The 24,621-nt window shown below is 38.1% G+C and carries 23 protein-coding genes, 1 other RNA gene and 1 pseudogene; 14 read left to right on the forward strand and 11 right to left on the reverse strand.

Going from position 1 to position 24,621, the window contains the following annotated elements; all coding sequences use genetic code 11:
* Nucleotides 1-34 precede the first annotated feature (34 nt).
* Entirely contained in the window at nucleotides 35-2,611 is a 2,577-nt protein-coding gene (locus tag RTR43_RS14355) for a PBP1A family penicillin-binding protein (RefSeq protein ID WP_312472876.1), read from the reverse strand.
* 49 nt (nucleotides 2,612-2,660) lie between these two features.
* On the reverse strand, nucleotides 2,661-3,263 hold the full coding sequence (gene recU, locus RTR43_RS14360) for a Holliday junction resolvase RecU (protein ID WP_312472878.1): 603 nt from the start codon (nucleotides 3,261-3,263) through the stop codon (nucleotides 2,661-2,663).
* Nucleotides 3,264-3,453: 190 nt separating this feature from the next.
* On the opposite strand from recU, the gene RTR43_RS14365 reads away from it, so the two are divergent.
* From RTR43_RS14365 to RTR43_RS14375, 3 genes are all read left to right on the forward strand, one after another.
* On the forward strand, nucleotides 3,454-4,431 hold the full coding sequence (locus RTR43_RS14365) for a DUF2515 family protein (protein ID WP_396954583.1): 978 nt from the start codon (nucleotides 3,454-3,456) through the stop codon (nucleotides 4,429-4,431).
* A 344-nt stretch (nucleotides 4,432-4,775) separates the two neighbouring features.
* Nucleotides 4,776-5,051, forward strand: coding sequence for a hypothetical protein (locus RTR43_RS14370; RefSeq protein WP_312472883.1), 276 nt, complete (start codon nucleotides 4,776-4,778; stop codon nucleotides 5,049-5,051).
* 84 nt (nucleotides 5,052-5,135) lie between these two features.
* Entirely contained in the window at nucleotides 5,136-5,492 is a 357-nt protein-coding gene (locus RTR43_RS14375) for a DUF1798 family protein (RefSeq protein WP_312472885.1), read from the forward strand.
* Between the two features lie 355 nt (nucleotides 5,493-5,847).
* Here the strand turns inward: RTR43_RS14375 and RTR43_RS14380 are convergent.
* Nucleotides 5,848-6,046 (reverse strand): annotated as a pseudogene (locus RTR43_RS14380) (transposase); the annotation flags it as partial.
* 70 nt (nucleotides 6,047-6,116) lie between these two features.
* Entirely contained in the window at nucleotides 6,117-6,326 is a 210-nt protein-coding gene (yppF, locus tag RTR43_RS14385) for a YppF family protein (protein WP_312472886.1), read from the reverse strand.
* A 187-nt stretch (nucleotides 6,327-6,513) separates the two neighbouring features.
* On the opposite strand from yppF, the gene RTR43_RS14390 reads away from it, so the two are divergent.
* Nucleotides 6,514-7,068 (forward strand): YppG family protein, encoded by a 555-nt coding sequence (locus RTR43_RS14390; protein WP_312472887.1) that lies wholly within the window; start codon nucleotides 6,514-6,516, stop codon nucleotides 7,066-7,068.
* Between the two features lie 59 nt (nucleotides 7,069-7,127).
* Here the strand turns inward: RTR43_RS14390 and RTR43_RS14395 are convergent, their stop codons facing one another.
* On the reverse strand, nucleotides 7,128-7,631 hold the full coding sequence (locus RTR43_RS14395; protein ID WP_312472890.1) for an Hsp20/alpha crystallin family protein: 504 nt from the start codon (nucleotides 7,629-7,631) through the stop codon (nucleotides 7,128-7,130).
* Between the two features lie 169 nt (nucleotides 7,632-7,800).
* Between RTR43_RS14395 and hcp the strand changes: the two genes are divergently transcribed.
* Nucleotides 7,801-9,099: a hydroxylamine reductase gene (gene hcp / locus RTR43_RS14400; protein ID WP_312472892.1), complete on the forward strand. Its 1,299-nt coding sequence runs from the start codon at nucleotides 7,801-7,803 to the stop codon at nucleotides 9,097-9,099.
* Nucleotides 9,100-9,132: 33 nt separating this feature from the next.
* Here hcp and RTR43_RS14405 read toward each other — a convergent pair whose 3' ends face one another.
* Entirely contained in the window at nucleotides 9,133-9,831 is a 699-nt protein-coding gene (locus RTR43_RS14405; RefSeq protein WP_312472893.1) for a Crp/Fnr family transcriptional regulator, read from the reverse strand.
* Nucleotides 9,832-10,029: 198 nt separating this feature from the next.
* Between RTR43_RS14405 and RTR43_RS14410 the strand changes: the two genes are divergently transcribed.
* The 8 genes from RTR43_RS14410 to RTR43_RS14445 all read left to right on the forward strand — a co-directional run bounded on the left by RTR43_RS14410 (nucleotide 10,030) and on the right by RTR43_RS14445 (nucleotide 19,206).
* Complete coding sequence (locus tag RTR43_RS14410) at nucleotides 10,030-12,324, forward strand: DEAD/DEAH box helicase (RefSeq protein WP_312472895.1); 2,295 nt, start codon at nucleotides 10,030-10,032, stop codon at nucleotides 12,322-12,324.
* A complete protein-coding gene (locus RTR43_RS14415) occupies nucleotides 12,324-13,589 on the forward strand; it encodes a ribonuclease H-like domain-containing protein (protein ID WP_312472896.1) in 1,266 nt (421 codons plus the stop codon). The genes RTR43_RS14410 and RTR43_RS14415 overlap by 1 nt, the downstream gene beginning before the upstream one ends.
* A gap of 413 nt (nucleotides 13,590-14,002) precedes the next feature.
* Entirely contained in the window at nucleotides 14,003-14,332 is a 330-nt protein-coding gene (locus RTR43_RS14420; RefSeq protein ID WP_312472899.1) for a CotD family spore coat protein, read from the forward strand.
* A 127-nt stretch (nucleotides 14,333-14,459) separates the two neighbouring features.
* On the forward strand, nucleotides 14,460-15,017 hold the full coding sequence (locus RTR43_RS14425) for an SLOG family protein (RefSeq protein WP_312473013.1): 558 nt from the start codon (nucleotides 14,460-14,462) through the stop codon (nucleotides 15,015-15,017).
* Between the two features lie 125 nt (nucleotides 15,018-15,142).
* Complete coding sequence (gene gpsB, locus RTR43_RS14430; RefSeq protein ID WP_312472901.1) at nucleotides 15,143-15,445, forward strand: cell division regulator GpsB; 303 nt, start codon at nucleotides 15,143-15,145, stop codon at nucleotides 15,443-15,445.
* Nucleotides 15,446-15,524: 79 nt separating this feature from the next.
* An RNA gene (rnpB, locus tag RTR43_RS14435) (RNase P RNA component class B) lies at nucleotides 15,525-15,922 on the forward strand.
* Nucleotides 15,923-16,110: 188 nt separating this feature from the next.
* Nucleotides 16,111-17,262 (forward strand): THUMP domain-containing class I SAM-dependent RNA methyltransferase, encoded by a 1,152-nt coding sequence (locus RTR43_RS14440; RefSeq protein ID WP_312472903.1) that lies wholly within the window; start codon nucleotides 16,111-16,113, stop codon nucleotides 17,260-17,262.
* Between the two features lie 21 nt (nucleotides 17,263-17,283).
* Nucleotides 17,284-19,206: an ATP-dependent DNA helicase gene (locus tag RTR43_RS14445; protein ID WP_312472906.1), complete on the forward strand. Its 1,923-nt coding sequence runs from the start codon at nucleotides 17,284-17,286 to the stop codon at nucleotides 19,204-19,206.
* Nucleotides 19,207-19,262: 56 nt separating this feature from the next.
* Here RTR43_RS14445 and RTR43_RS14450 read toward each other — a convergent pair whose 3' ends face one another.
* From RTR43_RS14450 to RTR43_RS14470, 5 genes are read right to left on the reverse strand one after another with little or no spacing between them, the layout of a single operon-like run.
* Complete coding sequence (locus RTR43_RS14450) at nucleotides 19,263-19,562, reverse strand: metal-sulfur cluster assembly factor (protein ID WP_312473014.1); 300 nt, start codon at nucleotides 19,560-19,562, stop codon at nucleotides 19,263-19,265.
* Between the two features lie 13 nt (nucleotides 19,563-19,575).
* Complete coding sequence (locus RTR43_RS14455; RefSeq protein ID WP_312472908.1) at nucleotides 19,576-20,820, reverse strand: hypothetical protein; 1,245 nt, start codon at nucleotides 20,818-20,820, stop codon at nucleotides 19,576-19,578.
* A 14-nt stretch (nucleotides 20,821-20,834) separates the two neighbouring features.
* A complete protein-coding gene (locus tag RTR43_RS14460) occupies nucleotides 20,835-21,041 on the reverse strand; it encodes a DUF2249 domain-containing protein (protein ID WP_312472909.1) in 207 nt (68 codons plus the stop codon).
* Between the two features lie 25 nt (nucleotides 21,042-21,066).
* A complete protein-coding gene (locus tag RTR43_RS14465; protein WP_312472911.1) occupies nucleotides 21,067-21,300 on the reverse strand; it encodes a DUF2249 domain-containing protein in 234 nt (77 codons plus the stop codon).
* A 44-nt stretch (nucleotides 21,301-21,344) separates the two neighbouring features.
* Nucleotides 21,345-22,037, reverse strand: a complete 693-nt coding sequence (locus RTR43_RS14470; protein WP_312472913.1) for a Crp/Fnr family transcriptional regulator — start codon at nucleotides 22,035-22,037, stop codon at nucleotides 21,345-21,347.
* A 215-nt stretch (nucleotides 22,038-22,252) separates the two neighbouring features.
* Here RTR43_RS14470 and RTR43_RS14475 point away from each other — a divergent pair, with 215 nt between their 5' ends.
* On the forward strand, nucleotides 22,253-24,616 hold the full coding sequence (locus tag RTR43_RS14475; RefSeq protein ID WP_312472915.1) for a nitric-oxide reductase large subunit: 2,364 nt from the start codon (nucleotides 22,253-22,255) through the stop codon (nucleotides 24,614-24,616).
* The last annotated feature ends 5 nt before the right edge of the window (nucleotides 24,617-24,621 follow it).

Here is a 24,621-nt window from a genome sequence, read left to right on the forward strand (position 1 = left end):
CGTCGCTGACCAGGGCGCTTGTGCTTTTCTTATTTTAAGGTTCTCGGGATCCAGAGCCTTGACCACCTGTAGGGTTTCCAGGAGGAATTGCTGGCGGGATGGTACCACCAGGATTTCCCTGGTTCCCACCGTTCCCATTATCATTGCCATTACCTTGACCTTGACCATTGCCATTGCTATTCCCTTGGCCATCGCCATTGCTAGTGCCTTGACCGTTGCCATTTTCGTTTCCTTGATTATTATCCACATTAGGTTTTGGAATATCAATCACTGCAGTGGCTGGGTCACTCTTTTTATCTCCGTTAATCGCAACAATTGTAAAGGTATACTTAGTTCCAGGAGTTGCAGGAACAGTTAAGGTATTACCTGTAACAGGGAAATGTTTCGGACCGGATCCGTCTTCAACTGTAACATCAAAAGTCACATTTTCATTATTTGTTTTGTAATCCCATGTTACAGTAATTGCCTTTGTTGCTTCATCATATTTTGCTGATGGATTGGTAGGAGCATCAAGTTTATTATATTTAACCGATACTTTATTAGGTGCATGGCCTTTAACCGCATATTCGGTCAACACTTCACTATCTGGTGTGAACTCACCAGCAAGTACCGGCGGCATCGTGCCTTTTTCGATCCTGACTTTTTGAACACTATTTGGAACAGTGAAATCAGGAGTATCAATATCCTTTGATACATAGGCCATTAAATTTTTGAATATTAACTGAGCGATTTGCTGGTTAGTTCCGACATTTGTGATTGGTGTTCTGCTGTCTTCATACCCTGTCCAAATAGAGGCAGTGTAATTAGTTGTATATCCGCTAAACCATGCATCCGGAACATATTTGCTGCTCTTAATATTAAATTTCTTCATATCTTCTTCCGAATAGTTGGTTGTTCCGGTCTTTCCAGCAATTGCGAGACCAGGAACTTTTGCTTTTGTCCCCGTACCGGGAGAGACGAGCACGCTTTTTAGCATATCGGTAACCATAAAGGCGGTGGAATCCTTCATTACAACCTTTGATTCCGGTGCCTGACTGATTACGGTTCCGTCGCGTAGTTTAATTTTTGAGACTGCATGTGGTTTCGTATAAACACCCTTATTACCGAAAGCACTATACGCCCCTGCCATTTCAAGTGGGGAAACACCAATGGTTTTTCCGCCAAATCCTCCGATTGCGTAAGATTCAAATATCTCTTTTAATGGAATACCGAGCCCAATAGCAAAATCTTTAGCTTTATCTAACCCAACTTGCTGAAGCGCTTGGACTGCAGGGGTATTTCGGGATAATTGCAATGCTGTTCTAATCGTCATCGGCCCTTTATATTGTTGATCCCAGTTTCCAAATTTTTTCCCTGTAGTATAGGTAATTGGTTTATCCTCAATCATTTCATAGGTTCCCCAATTTAAGTATTCAATTGCTGGGCCATAATCGAGAACTGGTTTAATGGTAGACCCTGGCTGCCGCTGCGTGTCAATCGCATAGTTAAATCCGCGTTTTACTTGTTGGTTTCTTCCGCCGCCAATCGCACGGATTTCTCCCGTTTTCGTATCAAGCAGAGCAACCCCAGCTTGGAATTTCTCATCAGGATAGTTAATAATATCTTTTGAATTAAGCATATTATAAACATATTTTTGTGCATTTTGATCTAATGTCGTATAAATGGTTAAACCATCTGTAAAAATATCAAAATCAGTGTTATCCTTCACTTCATTAATAACAGCATCGACAAATGAATCGAAAGGCTTTTCGTCTACAGTACGCTGTTCAGGTTTTAATACAGTGGCTGCAACAGAAACTTTTTTTGCTTCTTCCATTTCTTGCTTTGAAATAAAACCATGCTGTTCCATTAATGTTAAGACGATATTTCGTCTTTTTTCAGCTAAATCCGGATGTGTGAAAGGATTATAATTATTCGGGCTTTGTGGCATCCCTGCTATTTGGGCAGCTTCTGCCAAAGTTAAGTCTTTTAATGGTTTTCCGTAATAGATCTTTGCAGCCGTTGCCAGTCCGTGACTGTTTTGAGATACAAAGACTTTATTCACATACATTTCAAAAATTTGATGCTTAGTGTATTTTTGTTCAAGTTCATAAGAAAGCCATGCCTCTTGAACTTTACGCTTTAATGTTTTTTCCTGCGTTAAAAAAGCATTTTTGATAACCTGTTGTGTGATTGTACTGCCACCTTCTGCACCGAATCCACGCTGGAAATTAGCCAAAACAGCGCCGCCGAGACGAATAGGATCAATACCATGGTGTTTGTAAAACCGGTAATCCTCAGTAGCTAAAACGGCATTTTCTAATACCTTTGGTATATCTTTATAGTTTACATATTCACGATTAACGGCACCCACTTCGGTAATCAGGGTTCCATCTTTATCTAAAATCTTTGAAGGGATTGGATCTTTTAATAATTTTGGGTCAAGTTTGGGAGCATCCTTTACTAAATAGGCAAAAGTTCCAACTCCTGCCAGTATACCAACAATCCCAATGACAACCAGACTAAGAAAGATTTTCTTGAATAGTCCTCCGGATTTTTTCTTGGTTTTTTGCTTACCTGTAGATTGGAGTTTCTTTCGGCGCTCCTCTCTCGATTGATACTGTTGGGACATTGTAATATTCCTTCCTTTCTAACCTCAACACATTTTCCTATGAAAGAGGTTAAAATCTATCAATTATTTTAATATAGTCAATTCTTGGTTGAAATCCAAGTGGAATGTGATGACCTTTTTGTTCGATTTCTTCTTTTGTGATTGATTTTCTTCCCCCATTAGCCATTCTTTCCCAAAAAGTTAACAAGTGGTTAGCTTCAAGTAAAAAAACCTGTTCAAATCTTGTGAAACGAAGAATAACGAAACAAATGCCTCCTTGATTCAGTACTTCCTCCATATGCTCTATCTGATGGGGATGGAAATTTTTTAATGGAAAGGAGGTAGGGTTTTGTGTTTCTTTTGCTTCAAAATCAATATATTTTCCTTTATAAACTCCATTATAGTCAGTTGTTGATGCAAGTTTAAAATAAGCCTCTTTTATTACGGCAGCACTGCGATTTGGATAATCTACCTGGACAATTTGAACAGGAGTCGGTTTTTTATGAATGACGGCAATTTTTCTTTCCCGGTAGAATTCATTCGTTTCATTTAGATCTTCTTCGAGTGTCATTCCCCGGTTACTATAAGAATTATTTTTCTTATTCTTCGTTGTTGTGGCAGTCTCACTTTCTTTCGGTTTGTATCTTTTTCCATTTGGATAGTTCAAATTCATATTATGCACCTCTCAAGCTATTCCTTATCATATCAAATCTTAGCGAGATTGGGGTGTATAAAATACTTCCGTATACGTATTCTAATAACAATTGTACCTTGTATGTCATACATACGCATGGTTCATTTTTCATAAAAGGTCTAATGTGACTCAAACTCTAGTAAAAAAATAAGGGAAGATGAATATGAATATGAATCATCTTACGATACAGGAACAAACAATCATCCGTCAAATTCTAAGTGAAACGAGTAAAAAAAATATCGATAATATCTCAAGAACGAATGCCTATTTTACATATTTTAAACAAAATCCGGATATTATTTGGTCATTCCTAGCCAGTATGGTCTCAAGAAATGGGGGATGGAATATGTGTGATCTTGTTGGGGCGATATTCCCGCATCTCTTAGAAGCTAAAACAAGAAAACAGCTTTTTCTTACTTATGAGCGGGCAAATTGGCTTATTTTTCATGATGTATTTCCTCAGTTATTGCTCTATCAATATTCGACGAAAATAAATAGACCAATGTTTCATTTACTTCCCTATTTCAATGTTTCTGAGTTTATTCAAAAAGAATGGCATCGCTATTGGTTCGAAACCGATAGGGATAGACTTACAATTGCATTAATTATTAACGAACAAAATGTGATTCAAACTCCTGTTATCGAACATCCCGTATATAAGAAGAAAGTTTTCCAATCGCTGATTTTTTCCTTTCAAGACTGGCTCCATTTCAGTTGTGTCCTATTTCCAACATGTGGTGGCGAAGTTTATGGGGCAAGTGCAAATGGTTTTAAATCCCTATCAAAGAGAATTAACTTAGGAAAAAGACTAGCCAGTATTCTATTCCATCCGCGCCTATATCCGTATTTTTTTGAATTCGCTGAAGAAACAGCGCATACAGGGTCAAGACATGATTATGAACAATATTTTAAAATAAAGACTAACCAGAACACGCCTATGCTGCGAATGAGTTTCCCGGTAATTGCTCATCATCAACATACATATGAAGATTGGAGTTTGCAAAGAAGAGTTTCTCCCACTTGGTTATATATTCCTGCGCGTCATCGGCACTCCATTCATCTTACGGATTGGTATTTCGCAAAGTCGAACCAACTTCAATTTATCCTCTCCATACAAAAATTATTTCAGTTGAAAAAATGGGAATAAAAAAAGCAAGGTTCAACCCCCTTGCTTTTTTGCTTTTTCTGTTTCATGTTGATGGACGATCAGGTCCCTCTAATTTTTTATCACCATAGCCCAGTCTTTTTTCTGCTTCTGATTGTGTTTGTTTATTTGTTTGTTTTTTCTTTTTTGACATTAAAAGCACCTCCTATATTAGCTTGTGCGGTTTTCATTTTTTCATGCGAAATTAAGTTTATGTCGAAAAGCTATTGCATAAGCAAAGCATTCACACTTTCTTTGACGAATTGCTTCTAGTTTTGTCATAGGGGAAGGAAGCGAGAGAAATACAGAGAATACTACCTAATAGATAATCGTGAGGAGGTTTTTTAATGAATAAGCCAATATCCGAAAAGGAAAAACTGCTTACCATGCTGACAGATATATACGATCAATTAGAAGAATTGGAGTCCGTTCTCGAGGCATCTTTCTCCGATCTTCGCATTAGTTTGAATAAGGTAGAATATGAAAACTTAACGGGACCAGTTCAAAAACTAGCAGATATGGATATTTTACTAAATCATATTCATTCGACTTTCACTGATAAAAATATTCATACTAGCCCAAACCAGGTTTTAAAAACATTAGAGCTTGAATTAGGATTTTAATTATAGTTAAAATGGATGGAATGAGAGTAGCCTAATGCTCATTGCAACTTTTTAATTTTAAGGTTTAGAAGGGATATAAAATAGATGTCTGAGGAAATCATTTATTTAACAGAAAAGCTTCTCCAGTATAATCGATTATTTCTAGAGTATTATCAACGTGCCAGAGAAACAGGAACTACTGAGGATTTTCATGAGGTCATTAAACCATTTGCAAATGAAGTGAAGGAAGTTAACGACCAGTGGAAAGAAATGATGAAAAATTGGCTCTCGAAAACTTCACATAAATATATTCATCTAAAGCAAATTGACTCGACCTCGGAACATATTGATCAGCTAGCGATTCAATCCTTTTTTTCAACTACTAGCAAAAAAAGGTTTTTAGATGCTCAGAGAACGGTTGAATTTTTCCTGCAGGAAATTTTAAAAGGAGTTAAAAAATAGAAAAGAGATGCTTAGCATCTCCAGATTGTCGAGAAAGGGTATATTTCTCTGCAATTTTTTAATAATGGATTGGCCCTGCTAACTGGCCTGCTGATTTCCGCTCTAGGCACTCGCTTTCCGCGGGGAGGTCCGGGAGCTCGTCTAGCTGCAGCGCCTAGCCCCTCGAGGTCGCTTCGGTCCTGCCGCTGAAGTCAAAGAACGACTTCAACGTCAGGCCCTCCAGCGCTTGTCGGGGCTGGACAAGGCGCTTCCGCTTTTCCTTCTCCTCGGCTCCTTTGGAGCCTGCGGGGTCTCCCGTGACCTCTCTATCCCGCAGGAGTCGAGTGCCCTCCGCTCCAATCAACAGGGTGGCAAATCAACCTAAAGAATTGCAACACACTTTTTCTAACCTGGCTAAGTGTGTCGCAATCATTTTTATATTTTGGCAAGCTGCTGTAAGGAGAGCCTGTTCACTTGCATTCTTAAAATCCCCGTAACCGGCAGTAGCGAAGCCCATACAGCTCTTTTGAGTCTACGAAGCTTCGCTCCATTTTTTCCTTTCTAAATTTATAAAGCAATAAAAAAAATAAAGACTGTCGAAGGTTTTTCGACAGCCTGGAGATGCTTAGCATCTCTTTTTTTGGGTTAAGAATGTTTGATGAGGGAGTTTTTATTATCAGTTTCAGGAATAACTGCGCCTTGGTTTTCAAGTTCACGGACAAGTTGGCGATATTCTTTTATGCCAATTTCGTTTTGAATATATGCTTTCTTAGCAAAATCCATTAATGCATTAATATCATCTGTGTTATAATCCCGACTTTGATTAAATTTGCTTTTTAATTGGTTAATGTCCATAAATAGCTCCTCCTTCATCATTTTATTTATCGTAACACGAAATAAAAAGAATTATAGTTTTTAAAATATTTAAACTTTAGACAAAATCCCCCTAAATTAGACAGTTGGGTAGATTTCAAATTAATCACCATTCATTTCTTACCTACATAATGTGTAATGGAGAAAAATAAAGAGGAGATGTTTGCCCATGTTTGGTAAGAAAAGACCAAATAATTTTGTCAATTATGGATACTCGGGGCAAATAATGCACCAAGATTATCCAATTGGATACCAATGGAAGGACCAGAATATTAATCGTAATCAACCTTATTCTTATCAACCACAGCCACAAAATTATGATTGGATGGGTTACCAGCAACAAAATCCGTACTACCCGCAATACCAGCCATATGGTCAAAACGTTCAACCAGGATTCGGCCCTCAAACAATGCCAAGCAAAGCTCAACCATATACTCAAAAGGATTCACAATTCTTATTCCAAAATCCACTGGTACCACAGGATGAAATAGCAAAAAATCAACCATACATGCCAATGAATGGCTATCCAATGATGAATCCATATCCAAAACAAAACATCCTTCCAAAACAACCTGGTGGAGTGCAATCGTTCATGAATTCTTTTAAGTCTCAAGATGGGTCGGTGGACTTTAATAAAATGGTGAATACAGCAGGAACAATGATGAATGCGGTGAATCAAGTTTCTTCATTAGTAAAAGGATTTGGAGGAATATTTAAAGTGTAATCGAAAAAGACGGCCACCGGCCGTCTTTTTCGATTTCACGAAGCTCAATAAATAATTGGCTAATCGTCTATTTCTATTACTTTCCCTTTTTCTTGGGGGATTCTTATTTGTAATAAACCATCTCGGTAAGATGCCTTCACCTGTTTTTCATTAATCGCATGTGGAAGTGCGACGGTTCTTGCTGATTGTTGTCGAATAAATTTGCGGCGATAAACTTGGGTTTGATCGTCTTCCACAGTTTCCATCTCATTATTTTCAACTGATATGGTTAAATAATTCCCTGTAATATTTAAGTGAATTTGTTCTCTTTTAACACCTGGAAGCTCTGCAGTAATAATATGTTCCTTCCCAGTTTCCGCTGTTTCTACATGAAAACCAGCTGCAACGGGAAATGGAGTCTTGAAAAAATCATCAATGGATTGTAAAAATCCACGTACCGGTTTTTCAGTGAAGAAATCATTCATTGATCTTACCAAATCACGAAAAGGTTCAGGTATCGGTTTTTTGGGGTTGTTTTTCTCATTTGGAGGCATGGATGACATTAACATTCCCTCTCTTTCCATTATTTTACTCCCTATCATATGCTGACAAATCTAGGTAGGTGCCGTCATATATTTGCAACAACTTTTTGAACGATTTATTACAAATTGTTTTGTGTGATGTAGATCACACTAAAAGATTATGATTATTTGTACGCTAGAGCAGTAATTTAATGGAGAGCGAGGAATCTATATGTTCTGTTATCAATGTGAACAAACCCCATCTGGTGGTTGTAAGGTTATCGGTGTATGCGGTAAAGATGAGACGATTGCAAGCTTACAAGACACGATTATTTTTGGATTAAAGGGAATTGCGGCATATCGTACACATGCTAATCAACTGGGATATACGGACCCATTTGTAGATACAACTACTCATGAAGCGCTATATCTGACATTAACGAACTCCAATTTCAATGTTCAAGAACATATCGAGATGGCCATGAAAGTAGGGCAGGCTGCTGTCCGCGTGATGGGAATCCTTGATGAGGCCCATACAAATCGTTTAGGCATACCAGAGCCCGTTCGTGTAAGCCAAAACAAAATTGAAGGAAAATGTATCGTTGTAACTGGTCATAATCTATTTGCTTTAGAAGAATTATTGAAGCAAACAGAAGGAAAGGGTATTAATATCTATACACACTCCGAAATGCTGCCAGCACACGGCTATCCTGCTCTAAAAAAATATTCTCATTTAAAAGGGAATATCGGAAAAGCTTGGTATGATCAACGCCGTCTGTTCGAAAAATTCCCTGGAGCTATTTTAGCGACGACTAACTGTGTGATGCCGATTAAAGGAACCTATGCTGACAGAATGTTTACTTATGAAGTAACTGGGCTTGAAAATGTAGAAAAAATTGTTAATGATGATTTTTCTCCTTTAATTGCTCGAGCATTAGAACTTCCTGAAGCAGCTATCGAGTCTGAGGAAACACTGCTTACAGGCTTCCATCATGAAACGGTCCTAGGCATAGCACCTGAAGTAATTGATGCAGTGAAAACAGGTAAGATTAAGCGATTCTTTGTCATTGCCGGATGTGATGCTCCGGGTCATGGTGGGGATTACTATCGTGAACTTGCAACATCGTTACCACCAGAGACAGTAATCTTAACAACTTCCTGCGGGAAATTCCGTTTTAATGACGTTGACTACGGTGTCGTTCCAGGAACAAATATTCCTCGTTACATCGATTTAGGCCAGTGCAACAATTCAGGTTCTACTGTGAAAATTGCCATGGCTTTAGCGGATGCGTTTGGCTGCGAAGTGAATGAACTTCCAGTAAGCATTGTTTTGTCTTGGTTTGAGCAAAAAGCGGTAGCGATTCTACTTGGACTGTTTAGCTTAGGAATCAAGGATATCCGTATTGGGCCAAAACCTCCTGAATTTATTTCTGAGGGAGTTTTGCAAGTACTTCAAGATACCTTTAATCTAAAACTGATTGGTACTGCAAAAGAAGATATCGAAGAAATGCTTCAGTTATCTATAAAATAATATAAAGAACCGCAGCATGATTACTGCGGTTTTTTATATAAGATTAATTTCTTTTAGAAGAATTTCTACATTTAAAATCATATTTCCGTTAACATCCACTTCGATTAACTCATCTTTTTTCATTTTTGTTAATGTCCGACTAATTGTTTCCCTGGTGGTTCCAATCATATTGGCAAGATCCTTGTTCGTAAATTCGGACTTAAGAAGTATGGTTCCATCTCCTTTTTCCCGACCATGTTTCTGAGCAATCCTAATAAGAAGTTTAATGATTTGTTCATAAGTATTATTGAGAATTTGCTCTTCGAGACGGTTTTGTAAATCGACAATTTTCTCACCAAGAACCCTAAATACCTTGATACAAAGCTCAGGGTTTTCAATTAGCACCGTTTCAAATTGAGAAATCGGCACCGCTATGAGTTTGGATGATTCAAGTACCTCCGCATAGGCAGGGTAGTCACCTTTTCTGAAAAAGCCGACATGGGGAAACATTTCACCTTTTTTCATGATAGCAACAATCTGTTCCTTACCATTAACGTCACTCTTGTAAATTTTGATTTTTCCATCATAAATAAAATAGACGGTTTCAAGCGGGTCACCCTGGAGAAAAACATGGCTTTGCTTTTTCCAATCTCGTGCAATGGCGATATCGGCAATTTTCGTTAATTCAAAATCATTTAATTCTCGAAAAAGAGTGAAATCAGAAAGTACTTTTTTTATTTCGTCTATTTTCATTCTATCACCCACAAATTAATTTCAGTTACTTTCTATTGTAACAAAAAATCAAGCAATAGTTTATTATTATTATTGTTATTGATGTCCATTTGAATGAATGGAAGTTGGCGTTTCTCTCTTCTTGTTAGTGAAAAAATTCATTTTTTTCTTTTGTTACGAACGTTTATTCGATAAAATAAAAGTAATGAGGTGAGGAGTATGATGTTAAAGAAAAGCCTGAGCGAAATTCTGACAGAGTTAAAAATAAATGAAAAATTTAAAGAACATATCGTCACATGGCAAACAATTGATGAAAAACCTGCTAAAACAGCGCCATTACCTGAAGACTTACATCCGGTTTTAAAAAAATCTCTTTACAGCAGGGGAATAGAAAAGCTTTATACTCACCAAAAGTCAGCTTATGAAAAAATAATGGAAGGAAGAAGTATCGTTGCAGTAACCCCAACGGCTTCAGGAAAAACACTTTGCTATAACCTTCCTGTATTGCAAACTATCTTAGCAAATCCAAGTGCACGGGCACTTTATATGTTTCCTACTAAAGCTTTGGCACAGGATCAGAAGAGTGAAATCAACGAAATTATTCAAGCAGCAGGTGTTGATATTAACAGCTATACGTATGATGGAGATACACCTGCAAATATTCGGCAAAAGGTAAGGAAAGCAGGGCATGTGGTTATTACCAACCCCGATATGCTCCATTCAGCGATTTTGCCGCATCATACAAAATGGGTATCTTTGTTTGAAAATCTTAAATTTGTCGTCATTGATGAACTTCATACGTATCGCGGCGTATTTGGAAGCCATGTTGCTAATGTCATAAGAAGGTTGAAACGCATATGCCAATATTATGGAAGTAATCCTGTGTTTATTTGTACATCCGCAACGATAGCAAATCCCTTAGAGCTTGCGCAAAACTTAACTGAAGAGAAAATGAGCTTGATTGATAATAACGGGGCACCTAGTGGGACGAAACATTTTCTCTTCTATAACCCGCCAATTGTTAATAAACCGTTAAATATTAGAAGAAGTGCTACATTAGAGGTACGGAAAATTGCCGGTGAACTATTAAAAAATAAAATTCAAACGATTGTTTTTGCAAGAAGTAGAGTGAGGGTTGAAATTATTTTGACCTACTTGCAAGAATTAGTGAAAAACCAATTAGGTGCCAAATCAATCATGGGGTACCGGGGAGGCTATCTTCCGACTGAAAGAAGAAAAATTGAGAAGGGTTTACGGACAGGTGAGATTTACGGGGTTGTCAGTACAAACGCACTGGAATTAGGTGTGGATATAGGGGCGCTCCAGGTCTGCATTATGACAGGCTATCCAGGTACGATTTCTAGCGCGTGGCAGCAGGCAGGAAGAGCAGGAAGGAGGCATGGAGAAGCCCTTGTCATCATGGTTGCCAGTTCGAGTCCGCTCGATCAATATATCATCCAGAATCCCGATTACTTTTTTAATAAAAGCCCGGAAACAGCACGAATAAATCCGGATAATCTAATCATTTTAATCGATCATATGAAATGTGCTGCCTATGAACTTCCGTTTAAAGCAGATGAGCAGTTCGGCAAAGTGGAAACAGAGGAACTGTTGGAGTATTTAGCAGAGGAACGAGTCCTCTATCAAAATGGGGACAAATGGTACTGGATGAACGATTCTTTTCCCGCTCATAACATAAGCCTGCGCTCAGCATCCCAGGAAAATGTGATTATCGTCGATCAAACGGATATTGCAAATGTAAAAGTAATCGGAGAAATGGATCGGTTTTCTGCGATGACACTGCTGCATGATGAGGCAATTTATTTGCATCAAGGTACACAATTCCAAGTTGAAAAGCTTGACTGGGATGAAAAGAAGGCATTTGTCAGGGAAGTGGATGTAGACTATTTTACCGATGCCAATCTTGCCGTTCAATTAAAAGTGCTCGAGGAGGACAAGCTACAAACCTTGACTGATGTAGAAATTGGTTTTGGGGATGTTAGTGTCCGGGCCATGGCAACGATTTTTAAAAAAATCAAATTTGAGACACACGAAAATATCGGGTCAGGGCCCATTCATCTTCCAGAAGAGGAACTTCACACGAATGCTGCCTGGATTTCCTTAAATATGCCGCTAGCAGAAATGGGACATGAGCGATTAGAACAGGGGCTTGTCGGAGCAGCACATGCCTTAAATCATATCGCACCTTTATTTGTGATGGCCGACCCGCAAGATATCCATGTCATCCCGCAAGTGAAGGCAGACCATAATGAGAAGCCAACGATTTTCTTTTATGATCGTTATCCGGGAGGAATTGGCTTAAGCGAAAAAATCCACAGTGGGATGTCAGAGGTATTTGCCGAAACGAAAAAAATGATTGATCGATGCCAATGTGAATCCGGTTGTCCCTCCTGTATTGGGACTGATACTGTTGGGGAAATGGCAAAAAAGGATGCCTTGAAAATTATTGCCTCTTTTTTATATCCTATCGCTTTTGACAGGGAAGTGCAGTAATGTCGTTAAAAAATAAATTGAATCGATTAAAGCCACATCTTTCAGCCGGATTAAAAGGGGAAAAACAGGTTCTCTTGACTGAATCTTCTGGCGTTGATGTACCATTCAGGGAGAGATGGGAGCAAGTAGGCGTGATCCCCTATTTTATTGATCATGATTATTGCTTGATCAGGGAAGTGAAATATCCACTATCCCAGCAGCATGGAAAGTATTGTTTCCATGATTTCCTTACTGCTGTTGAAATCTGGAACAAGCTTTCCGTCAGCCATCCTTTATCAGCGCAAGGACATCGGGCTGAGGAACTCTTCTTTTTTGATACAGAAACAACCGGCCTCGGGGGCGGAGTGGGGAATACCATTTTTTTACTTGGTTATGCCAGTATTTCAGGAAATCAGCTTGTTTTAAGGCAACATATCCTGCCACATCCTGGTGCAGAGGTTCCTTTATATCAAAGTTTTTTAGAAAAGGTAAATTATAAAACGTTGGTTACCTATAATGGAAAATCCTTTGATTGGCCTCAAGTTAAAACAAGGCATACGCTTGTGAGAGAGCATGTACCAAAGCTGCCTGCATTTGGGCATTTTGATTTATTCCATGCCGCAAGAAGGTTATGGAAGCATAAATTGGAGCGTTTGAAATTAGCTGTTGTTGAAAAAGAGGTTTTAGGAGTAGAAAGAATAGACGATATTCCCGGATTTTTGGCCCCAATGATCTATTTTGATTTCATTGAAAGTAAGCTGCCTGATGGCATGATCGGAATCATAAAACATAATGAAGTGGATATTTTGTCGCTTGTAACATTATATACCCATCTAACCTTCCAAATATGTGGCGTAGATATGAATCAAACAAGGCCGGAATCGTATGAAGTCGGGCGCTGGTTTGCATCATTAGGAGAAAAGAGTGAAGCAGAAAAAGTACTGAGGAAACTGACCACGGGCATTGATTTAACTTCCTTTCAGGCAAAGCTCACCTTGGGCTTCCAGCACAAAAAAGAACACGAGTGGGAAGGTGCACGAAAATTGTTCGTGGATGTTGTCGATTCTGGTGATGAACGGATGATGTTAACGGCATGCCTGGAGCTTGCGAAAATCCATGAACATAGACTAAAAGATTATCAGCTTGCTATTAACTACTGTAAAAAGGCAATTTTATTAATAACACAATCTAAAATACTTGTAAAATTAACAGGCCAAATGACATTGGAACAGCTTCAAACCAGACTTATTCGCTTAGAACAAAAAAATGCTAAATTTCCTGGGTAAGCGCAAAATTCGTCAAAAATAACGATGGAAATATCGTTTTCGGCAATATTCGATTAATTGCCACAAATTCTTTTCGTTTTTCTGTGAAAATCCAGAAATTCCATATTGTTTATCAAGGGTAGAAAAGGTAGAATTTAAAATTGGATTTAGATAAAAATGACTACTGAAAACCTTATGGAGCTGGTAATATGTATAAAGCAATTTTATTCTTATTTTTTATTGTTATTTGTTTGACTGCAGTTATTTTTACAAGCTTAAAAGACAGCTTTTATTCCCTTTTGTAAGAATAATAGGTGGCGCAAACGTTGAGATTAATCCTGATTCGTGAAAAATAGGTATTTTCATTAGTACAAGATTAACTCCTTCAACATAGGCTGTTAATGTAAACAGAATATTTGAAGGGAGAGCATTATATGTATCTTGGAACAAATTTTTTGCCGCCAGTTATTCACCCGACTCAACAAATTGTAAACCACACGTTCTCAACCACGGTGGTGCCACATATTCATCCAGTACACGCAACAACGGTGAATCATCATATGTACCAACATAAGCATTACTGCCCGCAATCAGCTTCATGCTGTGAAGATGTATGCAATCAGCATATTAACTGCTGTAATCCATGTGCTCCAGGCGGAATGCCGGCTGCAAATGTCGTACCCGGCTTTGGAATGGGTGGTCCAGGTTTTGGACCAGGAGGCCCAGGCTTTGCTCCGGGACCTTTTATGGGTCCTAGACCTTAAGAGTACTGTTAATTGCAAGGGCTTTTTAGCCCTTGTTTTTTAAATTTGTTTTACTATATGATATGCTATGTTTGTCAAAGTGTTTGTCCATTTTTAAAAAATTTTTCAACTGAGGAGAAAGCTCTTGATAAAAGTGCTGTCCATTTCAGGCTATAAACCTTTTGAATTAGGGATTTTTAAGAAAGACCATCCATCGGCATTATTTATTAAGGCTGCTATCAAGAAATCTTTGCTAACTTTGTTAGAAGAAGGACTAGAGTGGGTGCTGATTAGTGGTCAGTTAGGGGTAGAATTATGGGCTGCTGAAGTTGTTTTTGATTTGAAGAAGGACTTTCCTAATGTAAAGCTTGCGGTAATAACCCCTTTCCTAGACCAGGAAGCCCAATGGAATGAAAACAATAAAGAATGGTATCAGTCTGTACTTGCAGCGGCAGATTTCATTGATTCTGTTACGAAAAAGGGATATGAAAAACCTTGGCAATTCCGGTTGAAAAATCAGTTTTTTATTGAAAAAAGTGATGGGCTCTTGCTTCTATATGATCAGGAAAAGGAAGGAAGTCCAAAATATCTTTATGAATTAGCAATGCAATATCAAAAAGATCGTGACTATTCAATAGAGCTTATAACCTTTTATGACTTACAAATGATTGTTGAGGATGAACAGTTAAAACGTACTGATTTTTAGGAATAGTCGAGATGCTTTTTCCGCTAAAAAAACGATTCTAAATTTAAATACACAAGAAAATTGACAAAAGCAGTTATTTTTGAAAAAATAATAGGTAATGATTGGCGAATACTGAGGTGATTTTGATGCTTTCTGATAAAGTGAAATTAACAGCTAAGGATATTTTAGAAAAAGAGTTTAAGACCGGAGTAAGAGGTTATAAACAAGAAGATGTTGATAAATTTTTGGATTTTATTATTAAAGATTATGAAACCTTTCATCAAGAAATTGAGGACCTTCAACAGGAAAACCTCAGGCTGCGAAAACAGCTCGAGGATAGCTCGAAAAGGCAGCCGGTGGCACAACCAGCTGGGACAACAAATTTTGATATATTAAAACGTTTATCCAATTTAGAAAAACATGTTTTTGGCAATAAACTATATGATTAACAGATTGTGCTAGTATTTCCTAATAAAAACCATTGAATAAACAGCAGAATATACATATAATAATATAGTATCATTAATGACGTTCGGGTAATCGCTGCAAGGAGCATTTGCAAATTGCAGAGGAAAGTCCATGCTCGCACGAGCTGAGATGCTCGTAGTGTTCGTGCCTAGCGAAATCATAAGCTAGGGCAGTTGGGGCTAGCATCCAGCTGACGGCCGGGAAAATACCTAAGTCCAACGGATATGGTATGAATACCTATAAAAGTGCCACAGTGACGTAGCCTTTCTAGAAATAGAAAGGGTGGAACGGGTAAACCCCACGAGCGAGAAACCCAAATAATGGTAGGGGCACTTTCTCTGAGGAATTGAACGAGGAGAAGGACAGATTCCTTATGAATCTGTAGATAGATGATTACCACCTCTGTACGAGACAAATAGTCGCTTGTAGTACGATGGTACAGAACATGGCTTACAGAACGTTATTAATGGGAAAGTATGCTGGTTATTTAACGGCTCTCCTAATTTGGGGGAGCTTTTTTATTGTAATCTTGTTTGAATAGTGCATTCGTTGACTGCTATTTGTTAATAATGTTAGCGAATATCATAAATCGTTGTTATTGGATAACGATATATACATAACAAAAGTAGAAATTAAGGGTGAAGAAATGGGAAACTATCAAATAATTGCTACTGCGGCAATGGGTCTAGAAGCCCTGGTTGCAAAAGAAGTACGGTCACTTGGATACGATTGTGAAGTGGAAAATGGGAAGGTTATTTATTCAGGGGATGAATCTGCGATTGCTCGCAGTAACTTATGGCTGCGAACGGCTGACAGAATAAAGATAAAAGTTGGAGAGTTTAAGGCCTATACCTTTGATGAATTGTTTGAGAAAACGAAGGCACTGCCATGGGAAAAATTCCTTCCTGAAGATGCGGAATTTCCTGTGATTGGAAAATCCGTCAAATCAAAATTGTTTAGCGTTTCGGATTGTCAGGCTATTGTCAAAAAAGCTGTTGTTGAACGGATGAAGAAATATTATAAGCGAAACAGTTGGTTTGAAGAAAATGGTGCTTTTTATCGCATTGAAATAGCTTTGTTAAAGGATGTTGCGACTATTACCATTGATGCCAGCGGTCAAGGCCTCCATAAACGCGGATATCGAATCGATCAGGGGGAGGCACCGTTAAAGGAAACCCTGGCTGCTGCTCTTGTGATGTTAACCAATTGGAAGGCTGATAGCCCCTTCATTGATCCTTTCTGTGGTTCAGGTACCATTCCGATTGAGGCAGCAATGATTGGACAAAATATTGCTCCAGGCTTTAATAGAGAATTTGTTTCAGAGGGCTGGAATTGGATTTCGTCGAAAGTTTGGGATGATGCTCGTATGGAAGCAGAAGACTTGGCAAAATACGACCAGCCAATAGACATAACAGGTACAGATATAGACCACAGAATGGTGAAAATCGCTCAAGAGAATGCGATTGAGGCCGGTTTTGCTGACATCCTTCAATTTAAACAAATGCAAGTAAGAGACATTTCTACAAGTAAAGAATATGGGGTTATTGTTGGTAATCCTCCATATGGAGAAAGACTTGGGGAGAAAAAGGCTGTTGAGCAGATGTATAAGGAAATGGGTCAGGCCTTCGGTAAACTCGAAACATGGTCGATTTATATCCTGACATCAAATGAAGAGTTTGAGCAATTTTACGGAAAGCCGGCAACGAAAAAAAGAAAGCTGTTTAATGGCTTTATCCGGACGGACCTTTATCAATATTGGGGGAAAAAGCCCCCTCGTCAAAATGAAATGATGAAATAGAGGGTTTTTGGGGGGAATAAGATGCAGAATCGGATGCCGTTTATTGTTTCAAAGACTGATTCCTTTTACGATAAATTAGGTGATTGGATCGGCGATTTATTCTATGATATTTTACCGGAAGCCGGTTTCGAACTTAGGGATGAGCAAATTTTCATGGCTTTTCAACTTGAAAAAGCATTTAAGGATAAAAAAGTGATGTTTGCTGAAGCGGGAGTTGGAACTGGGAAAACGATTGTTTATTTACTTTATGCGATTATGTATGCACGGTACATGAATCGGCCTGCTGTGATTGCCTGTGCGGATGAAACATTAATTGAGCAACTTGTAAAAAAAGAAGGCGATATTGCAAAATTAGAGAAGGTCCTGAGTCTAAATATCGATGTGCGCTTAGCAAAATCGAGGGATCAGTACCTTTGTTTAAAAAAGCTGGACCAGGTAAGGAATAGCGATTTTTCAGATGAAATCTCTACTATTTATCAGCAGCTACCGGATTTCGTCCACGCGGCAGGCTCGATGCAGTCGTTTGAAAAATATGGGGATAGAAGGGATTATTCCGCTTTATCTGATGAATTATGGGGTCAGGTTAATTGGGATCCCCTTCAGGATTGTTTTTCTTGTGAAAAACGCCATCGCTGTGGGCTAACTTTACACCGGGATTTTTATCGTCATTCAACAGATTTAATCATCTGTTCCCATGATTTTTATATGGAGCATATTTGGACTAAGGAATCACGAAAGCGAGAAGGTCAGTTGCCCTTATTACCAGAACATTCATCCGTTGTTTTTGATGAGGGCCACCTGCTTGAATATGCAGCACAGAAAGCGTTAAGTTACCGCTTTACTGAGTATACCTTAGAGAAATTGCTCACAAGGTTAATGGAAAATGAAGTGCGTGAGAAAACCTTATTCACAGTTGAAGAGGCTCTTTTAGATAGCGAAGCATTTTTTGATACAATTTCACAATTTTCCTCATTGTCACAAGGCACTGAAAAACAAGTTATTACCAAACATCCATTAGTAATGAAGGCATGCCGAAAGTTACATTATACCCTTCAAGTATTGGAGGAGGAACTGGTTTTTGAAGGTGAGTTATATGTCATTAATGAGTATGAATTGAAAATTGTCGAGGAGTATTTGGAACAAATCACCTACTCGTTATCGCTTTTCCTGCAAGAATTAAATGGAATCACTTGGTTTGAACAGGACAAGGGAGAGCGGACGTTGGTTATTATGCCAAAAATGGTCGAAGAAGTTATGCGGGAAGAGGTTTTCTCACAGAAAAAACCGTTTATTTTTTCTTCTGCAACGCTCTCAAATCAAAAATCCTTTGACTATATTGCTAATAGTCTTGGTGTAAAGGAATACTTATCATTTTCAGTTGCATCGCCATTTGAATATGATGAAAAAATGGAGGTTCATCTTCCTAGATTCTCTAATGGTATTTCTGAAAAAATCAATTATCTTGTTAAAATGATTAACAAGTCGGAGGGGCGTGCGCTAATTCTTTTAAATAGTAAGGAAGAGTTAGCTGAGATAAAGAAAAGACTATCGGAAGAGATATCGTATCCCATCTACTTTGAAGGGGATGCGGAAATCAGCACGCTCGTTTCGAAATTTCAAAATGAAGAGCAAGCAATTTTATGTTCGATTCACCTTTGGGAAGGTCTTGATATCCCAGGTAGATCGCTTGAAAATGTTTTGATTGTTTCGCTGCCTTTTCCTCCTAATGATCCAGTGTTTACGGCTAAAAGGAATGGAACGGACAATCCGTTTCTAGATGTCGACTTACCATACATGCTCCTGCGCCTTCGTCAGGGAGTAGGGAGGCTAATCAGGAGTGAAAAGGACAAAGGAACTGTTCATATTTTAATAAATGAAGAGATCAATCCGGATGTTTTACAGAAAATTAAAGAGGTTCTGCCAACTCAGGCACTAGAACATTAATCAAGGATAAAAAGAAAAGCGGAAGCAGGTTAATCCCTGTGCTTCCGCTTTTTTAATTAATGTCCTAGTGCTTTAAGACCCTCTGGTGTCATTTTTTCTGGCGACCAGGCAGGCTCCCAAACGAGATTAACTTCAACTTTTTGAGTTTCTTCCATACCTTCAACACAATAACGAACACCACTGGTAATGCTGTCATGAAGCGGGCAGCCAGGTGTTGTTAATGTCATTGTTATCCTAACATCTGCATCAGCTGAAACTTCTATATGATAAATTAAGCCAAGGTCTACCACATTAATATTTAACTCTGGATCATAGACAGTTTTTAACTCATTAAGGATTTTTTCTTTTAATTTCATCATTAACACCTCACTATTTTTTTAAGACACTTAGGATACTAAGGGCGATAATAATAAATAAGATTGATAAAATAAACTGTCCAGTATTAAAAAGAATAGCAATTTTGAAGATTAATCCCCAAAAGACGATTAAAACAGCTGCTATAAACAACGAAAATACAGGAAAGACAATCCCTTCATTCATCATCTCTTTTAAGGATGGAACCTTACTTTTCCCAATCTTTTTACTATATTTATAAGTCCACCAAAGGAAAGGAACAATTTTATATAAGTAACTCACAATACTTAGGACAATCCATAGTAATATATAGCTATAAATGAGTGTAGCAGCTAATGTTGAAATAGAGCTAGTCCACAGCAGGATAAAAGCTGCAAAATGAATCGCATTTCCAAACCCAATCGCTACTAAGGCAAACGTAAATGGTTTATCCAGTTTTTTCTTCAACCTTTTTTTAATAACAATCTTAATATGCCAACTAAAAACCGAAAACCCTGCTAAAAGCAAAAAGAAGCCCATTTTCAGAAGAACATGATTATTGGTACTGAAAGAAATCATCGTAATTATCAGTCCAGAGACATACATTCCATATACATATCTCGCATGGACCATAGGAAAACCATGGGATAAGGAAAACATCGGCACCATCTTATAAGAAAATCCAAAGATTAATAGCGTAAACCATCCAGTTAATCCAAATAAAAGATGGGTTTTAAAAATTACTTGATAGTATTCGATACCAATACCTGTTTTTAAACAATAAATCAGCGTAATCCCCATGAAAATAGTAATAAACAGGCAAACCAATGCTGAACCAACAAAGGCTGTTAAGATAGTTGGTTTTGCTTGCCGTTTTAATGTCATGAACATTTGGAATAAAAACATCAATATGCCTAGTAAGGTAAGTATGCCCGGGATTAATGCCCTTTGCGGTGACCAATAAAGCATGCCTGAAAAGGTCGCAATTCCTGCTGCAGTGATGAGAAATTGGAAAAACCCAAATTTCTCATTCCATATATTAGTTAGGAATGCAACAGGTACGAGCTGGTACATTGCTCCCATTGCTGCCATTAGGGCCCAGCCTAAGACTAATAAATGGGCTGAGGACCAGATAGCTGGAATACGAAAGCTTCCGTCTACCATCAAATGTCCTTTGAGCAAAAGTAGAATTTGGGATAGAACCAATGCAATTAGACTAAAAAAGACAAATGAAAAAGGAAGCTTGATATTGGTTTCACTTCCCATATTTTGAGGAAGCATGTTCGTTCACCTTCTTATCGGAAGATTTCAATTTTAAAACTTCCATCGTTTTGTGATTCTGTTCGTTGTTTGTAGCCCAGTTCTTCAAGCTGCTCATAAAGAAACATGGGTCTCCTGTCATTAATAATCGTTAAAACCTCATTTTCTCCAAGTGTTTCTAATGCAGCTAAAGTTCTCATCATCGGTTGTGGCGGTTCTAGGCCGCGATTATCCAATATCATTTCATTCAACACCCCTTTAATTCCCTTAGCTTTTCTTTGTGAATGTGACTATCCAATGTTTCTTTTCAATTTTTTCTTCATCATGGGTAAAGCCTTTTGCCTTTAACACGGCGAAAAGTGGGACAGGTTTGAAGGGGACATGAAGGATTAAAATATCATCATTCTTTAGTTCCTTAATAGCCTCCATTATTTTTTGAAAAGGTTCAATTTTATTTTTTAAATCCTCACGTACATCAAGTTCAATAATTCTCGGTTCCATAAAATCCACATCTCCTTAAATTTTCGGGGTGAAAATATTGATTATTAATAGAATAGCTCTTGTTGTAATGCCTCACGGTCGATTAAGTAAAACCCTTCTTGGTCCTGTGTAACATATTCTTTCTTCTTAACATGATTGATGGTCCTGCTAACGGTTTCTCTTGAAGTGCCAATCATGTTGGCTAATTCGCGATTAGTGAACTGTGTAGTTAGCCTATACCGTTCACCGACCTCTTCACCATTTGATTTACATAGCCTTAGAAGAAGTAAAATAATTTGTTCGTACGTATTATGGAGAACTTGTTCTTCTAATCTCCCCTGCAAATCAACGATTTTTTCTCCTAGAACTTTAAATAGCTTTATGCAAAGTTCTGGATAGGAGATAAGTATATCTTCAAATTTATCAATCGGGATGACAATCAGAATGGCATCGTCCATAACCTCTGCATGTGCAGGGAAATTCCCTTTCCTGAAAAATCCAGCATGGGGGAACATTTCTCCTTGTTCAAGTACAGAAATAAGTTGTTCTTTGCCAGATTGGTCAGTTTTATATATTTTGATTTTTCCACTATGGATAAAGAAAACACGGTCAAGATGATCATCCTGCATAAAAACATACATCTTATGTTTATAAAACCGTGTTTGAGCAATCTTTACGATAGGATCTAGTTCTGCTGCCGATAATTCTTTGAAGATTGGGACATCAGATAACCTTTTAATAATGTCCTCTTGTTTCATTAACATCACCTTCATATTATTTATTCGATTTATTACATTGTAGCAATGATTTCGAACTGGCTATGTGACCTCCGTCATAGCTGGCTATTTTTTATGATAATAATTCTCATGTGCAGTGATAAAAATCACTCAGTATAAATGAGGTGCTTCACTTTGTCAGATTGTTACCAAAGTTACAATACAAAATGAAAAGAAACACGAGAGGATGAACACGTATGGAAATACAAAGAGGGACATCAACAAATAAAGTGTTGGAGGCGGATAGAAATGGTCTATTAAAATCTATTTTAATTGCTACCATTTTAATTAGTTTCACTGTCTTGCTTGTTGGTGGCTATTGGATATTTAAGGAACAAGCACCTAGACCATTGGAGGTCACAAATGAAAAAGGTGACGTTCTATTTACAAAAGATTCGATCATGGGTGGTCAGGCTGTTTTTCAAAAGTACGGCTTAATGGATTATGGTACTGTTTTAGGTCACGGTTCTTATATGGGTCCCGACTATACTGCTGAAGCCCTTCAGATTTATACAGAAGGAATGCAAGTTTTTAAAGCAAATGAAAAGTATGGGAAAGACTTTTCCACATTAAATGAAGATGAAAAAACCGTTATAAAAAATAATGTTATTAAGGAAATGCGCAAGAATCGCTATGATAGCGACAAGGATACAATGGAACTAACAAATGCACAAGCTTACGGACTTGAGAAAGTAAGGGTGCATTATAAAGAGATCTTTACAAAAGGTGACGGCTGGGGATTAAAAGCAAACCTAATTAAAGAAGGAGATATGCCAAAAACAGATCGTGCATATGTTGCACAAGGTGACCAAATCACGCAAATTTCTGATTTCTTCTTTTGGACAGCTTGGCTTTCTAGTACCGTTCGTCAAGGTGACAAAATCACGTATACAAATAACTGGCCGTACTTCGAAGATGCCGGAAACCATTTATCATTCTCAGCTATTTGGTGGAGCGGTGCCAGTATAACAATCCTTATCTTAATGATTGGAGTTATTCTGTTCTTCTTCTATCGTTACCAATTCGGCATGCAAGAAGCATATAAAGAAGGTAACTTCCCACGAATTGATTTACGCAAAATACCAGTAACGAGCTCTCAGGTGAAAACAGGAAAGTATTTTGTTATAGTAGTTGCCTTGTTCTTCGTCCAATGTATGTTTGGGGCATTACTGGCACATTACTACATAGAGCCTGATAGTTTCTTTGGAATAAAGTGGATTCATGATATTCTTCCATTTAATATTACAAAAGGATATCACTTGCAGCTTGCGATTTTCTGGATTGCTACTGCATGGCTTGGAATGGGGATATACGTAGCTCCGCTTGTTGGTGGCTATGAGCCTAAGAAACAAGGTTTATTAGTCGATATTTTATTCTGGGCATTGGTTGTCCTTGTTGTTGGAAGTATGGTTGGAGAATGGCTTGGAGCAAACGGCTACTTAGGTAACAATTGGTTCTTATTCGGACACACAGGGTGGGAATATATAGAGCTAGGACGTATTTGGCAGCTGATTCTGATTGTCGGCATGTTTATCTGGCTGTTCATCGTTTATCGAGGGATTAAGGCAGGTCTTAAGAAAGAAACTGATAAGGGTGGACTTATCCATCTCTTATTCTACTCAGCAATTGCCGTACCAGCCTTCTATGTTTTTGCATTATTTATCAATCCAGGTACAAGCTTTACCTTTGCTGATTACTGGCGCTGGTGGATTATCCACTTATGGGTCGAAGGTATTTTCGAAGTGTTTGCGGTGGTTGTTATCGGTTTCTTATTGGTTCAATTAGGTCTAGTAACGAAAAAATCAACAGTAAGACAACTGTATTTCCAATTAATTTTACTTTTAGGCAGCGGTGTTATCGGAATTGGTCACCATTACTACTATAACGGTTCTGCAGAAGTTTGGTTAGGACTTGGAGCTGTATTCTCAGCATTAGAAGTTATTCCGTTAACATTGCTCATTCTAGAAGCATATGAGCAATACAAAATGATGCGTGAGGGCGGCGTAGATTTCCCTTACAAAGGAACCTTCTGGTTCTTGATCTCAGTTGCCATCTGGAACTTGGTTGGCGCAGGTGTCCTTGGATTCTTAATTAATTTACCAGCAGTAAGCTATTTTGAACACGGCCAATTCTTAACACCAGCACATGGCCATGGTTCGATGATGGGTGTCTACGGTATGTTTGCCTGTGCTGTACTACTTTATTCCTTACGAAACATTGTAAAACCAGAAGCATGGAACGATAAATGGCTTAAATTCAGCTGTATCATGTTGAATGTTGGACTTGCAGGAATGGTCTTCTTATCCTTACTTCCTGTCGGTATCATCCAAATCAAGGAAGCTTTCTATCATGGATATGCTGCTTCCCGATCAGCATCGTTCCTACAAAAGCATCTTGTGGAAACCTTATTAACCTGGCGTGCGGTGCCTGACACCATTTTCCTTATCGGCGTAGTAGTATTATTGTTATTTTGTATTAAAGCAATCTTTAATTTACGTAAGCCGACCCATAAAGAGGGGGAAAAGCTTCCAGTTAAAGACTTAGCACTTGATGAGGAATAGCACGA

The organism is Neobacillus sp. (genome assembly GCF_031988165.1).
Lineage (GTDB): Bacteria > Bacillota > Bacilli > Bacillales > Cytobacillaceae > Neobacillus > Neobacillus rhizosphaerae.

Excerpts from the sequence above, each read along its gene's own strand:
- RTR43_RS14455 (WP_312472908.1), bottom strand. The coding sequence starts at position 20,820 with ATGCTTCCTCAAAATATGGGAAGTGAAACCAATATCAAGCTTCCTTTT.
- RTR43_RS14450 (WP_312473014.1), bottom strand. The coding sequence starts at position 19,562 with ATGAAATTAAAAGAAAAAATCCTTAATGAGTTAAAAACTGTCTATGAT.
- RTR43_RS14460 (WP_312472909.1), bottom strand. The coding sequence starts at position 21,041 with ATGATATTGGATAATCGCGGCCTAGAACCGCCACAACCGATGATGAGA.
- yppF (WP_312472886.1), bottom strand. The coding sequence starts at position 6,326 with ATGGACATTAACCAATTAAAAAGCAAATTTAATCAAAGTCGGGATTAT.
- RTR43_RS14395 (WP_312472890.1), bottom strand. The coding sequence starts at position 7,631 with ATGGAAAGAGAGGGAATGTTAATGTCATCCATGCCTCCAAATGAGAAA.
- RTR43_RS14440 (WP_312472903.1), top strand. The coding sequence starts at position 16,111 with ATGGGAAACTATCAAATAATTGCTACTGCGGCAATGGGTCTAGAAGCC.
- RTR43_RS14465 (WP_312472911.1), bottom strand. The coding sequence starts at position 21,300 with ATGGAACCGAGAATTATTGAACTTGATGTACGTGAGGATTTAAAAAAT.
- gpsB (WP_312472901.1), top strand. The coding sequence starts at position 15,143 with ATGCTTTCTGATAAAGTGAAATTAACAGCTAAGGATATTTTAGAAAAA.
- RTR43_RS14420 (WP_312472899.1), top strand. The coding sequence starts at position 14,003 with ATGTATCTTGGAACAAATTTTTTGCCGCCAGTTATTCACCCGACTCAA.
- RTR43_RS14370 (WP_312472883.1), top strand. The coding sequence starts at position 4,776 with ATGAATAAGCCAATATCCGAAAAGGAAAAACTGCTTACCATGCTGACA.
- RTR43_RS14470 (WP_312472913.1), bottom strand. The coding sequence starts at position 22,037 with ATGAAACAAGAGGACATTATTAAAAGGTTATCTGATGTCCCAATCTTC.
- RTR43_RS14410 (WP_312472895.1), top strand. The coding sequence starts at position 10,030 with ATGATGTTAAAGAAAAGCCTGAGCGAAATTCTGACAGAGTTAAAAATA.
- RTR43_RS14390 (WP_312472887.1), top strand. The coding sequence starts at position 6,514 with ATGTTTGGTAAGAAAAGACCAAATAATTTTGTCAATTATGGATACTCG.
- hcp (WP_312472892.1), top strand. The coding sequence starts at position 7,801 with ATGTTCTGTTATCAATGTGAACAAACCCCATCTGGTGGTTGTAAGGTT.
- RTR43_RS14405 (WP_312472893.1), bottom strand. The coding sequence starts at position 9,831 with ATGAAAATAGACGAAATAAAAAAAGTACTTTCTGATTTCACTCTTTTT.
- RTR43_RS14445 (WP_312472906.1), top strand. The coding sequence starts at position 17,284 with ATGCAGAATCGGATGCCGTTTATTGTTTCAAAGACTGATTCCTTTTAC.
- RTR43_RS14415 (WP_312472896.1), top strand. The coding sequence starts at position 12,324 with ATGTCGTTAAAAAATAAATTGAATCGATTAAAGCCACATCTTTCAGCC.
- RTR43_RS14355 (WP_312472876.1), bottom strand. The coding sequence starts at position 2,611 with ATGTCCCAACAGTATCAATCGAGAGAGGAGCGCCGAAAGAAACTCCAA.
- recU (WP_312472878.1), bottom strand. The coding sequence starts at position 3,263 with ATGAATTTGAACTATCCAAATGGAAAAAGATACAAACCGAAAGAAAGT.
- RTR43_RS14475 (WP_312472915.1), top strand. The coding sequence starts at position 22,253 with ATGGAAATACAAAGAGGGACATCAACAAATAAAGTGTTGGAGGCGGAT.
- RTR43_RS14375 (WP_312472885.1), top strand. The coding sequence starts at position 5,136 with ATGTCTGAGGAAATCATTTATTTAACAGAAAAGCTTCTCCAGTATAAT.
- RTR43_RS14365 (WP_396954583.1), top strand. The coding sequence starts at position 3,454 with ATGAATCATCTTACGATACAGGAACAAACAATCATCCGTCAAATTCTA.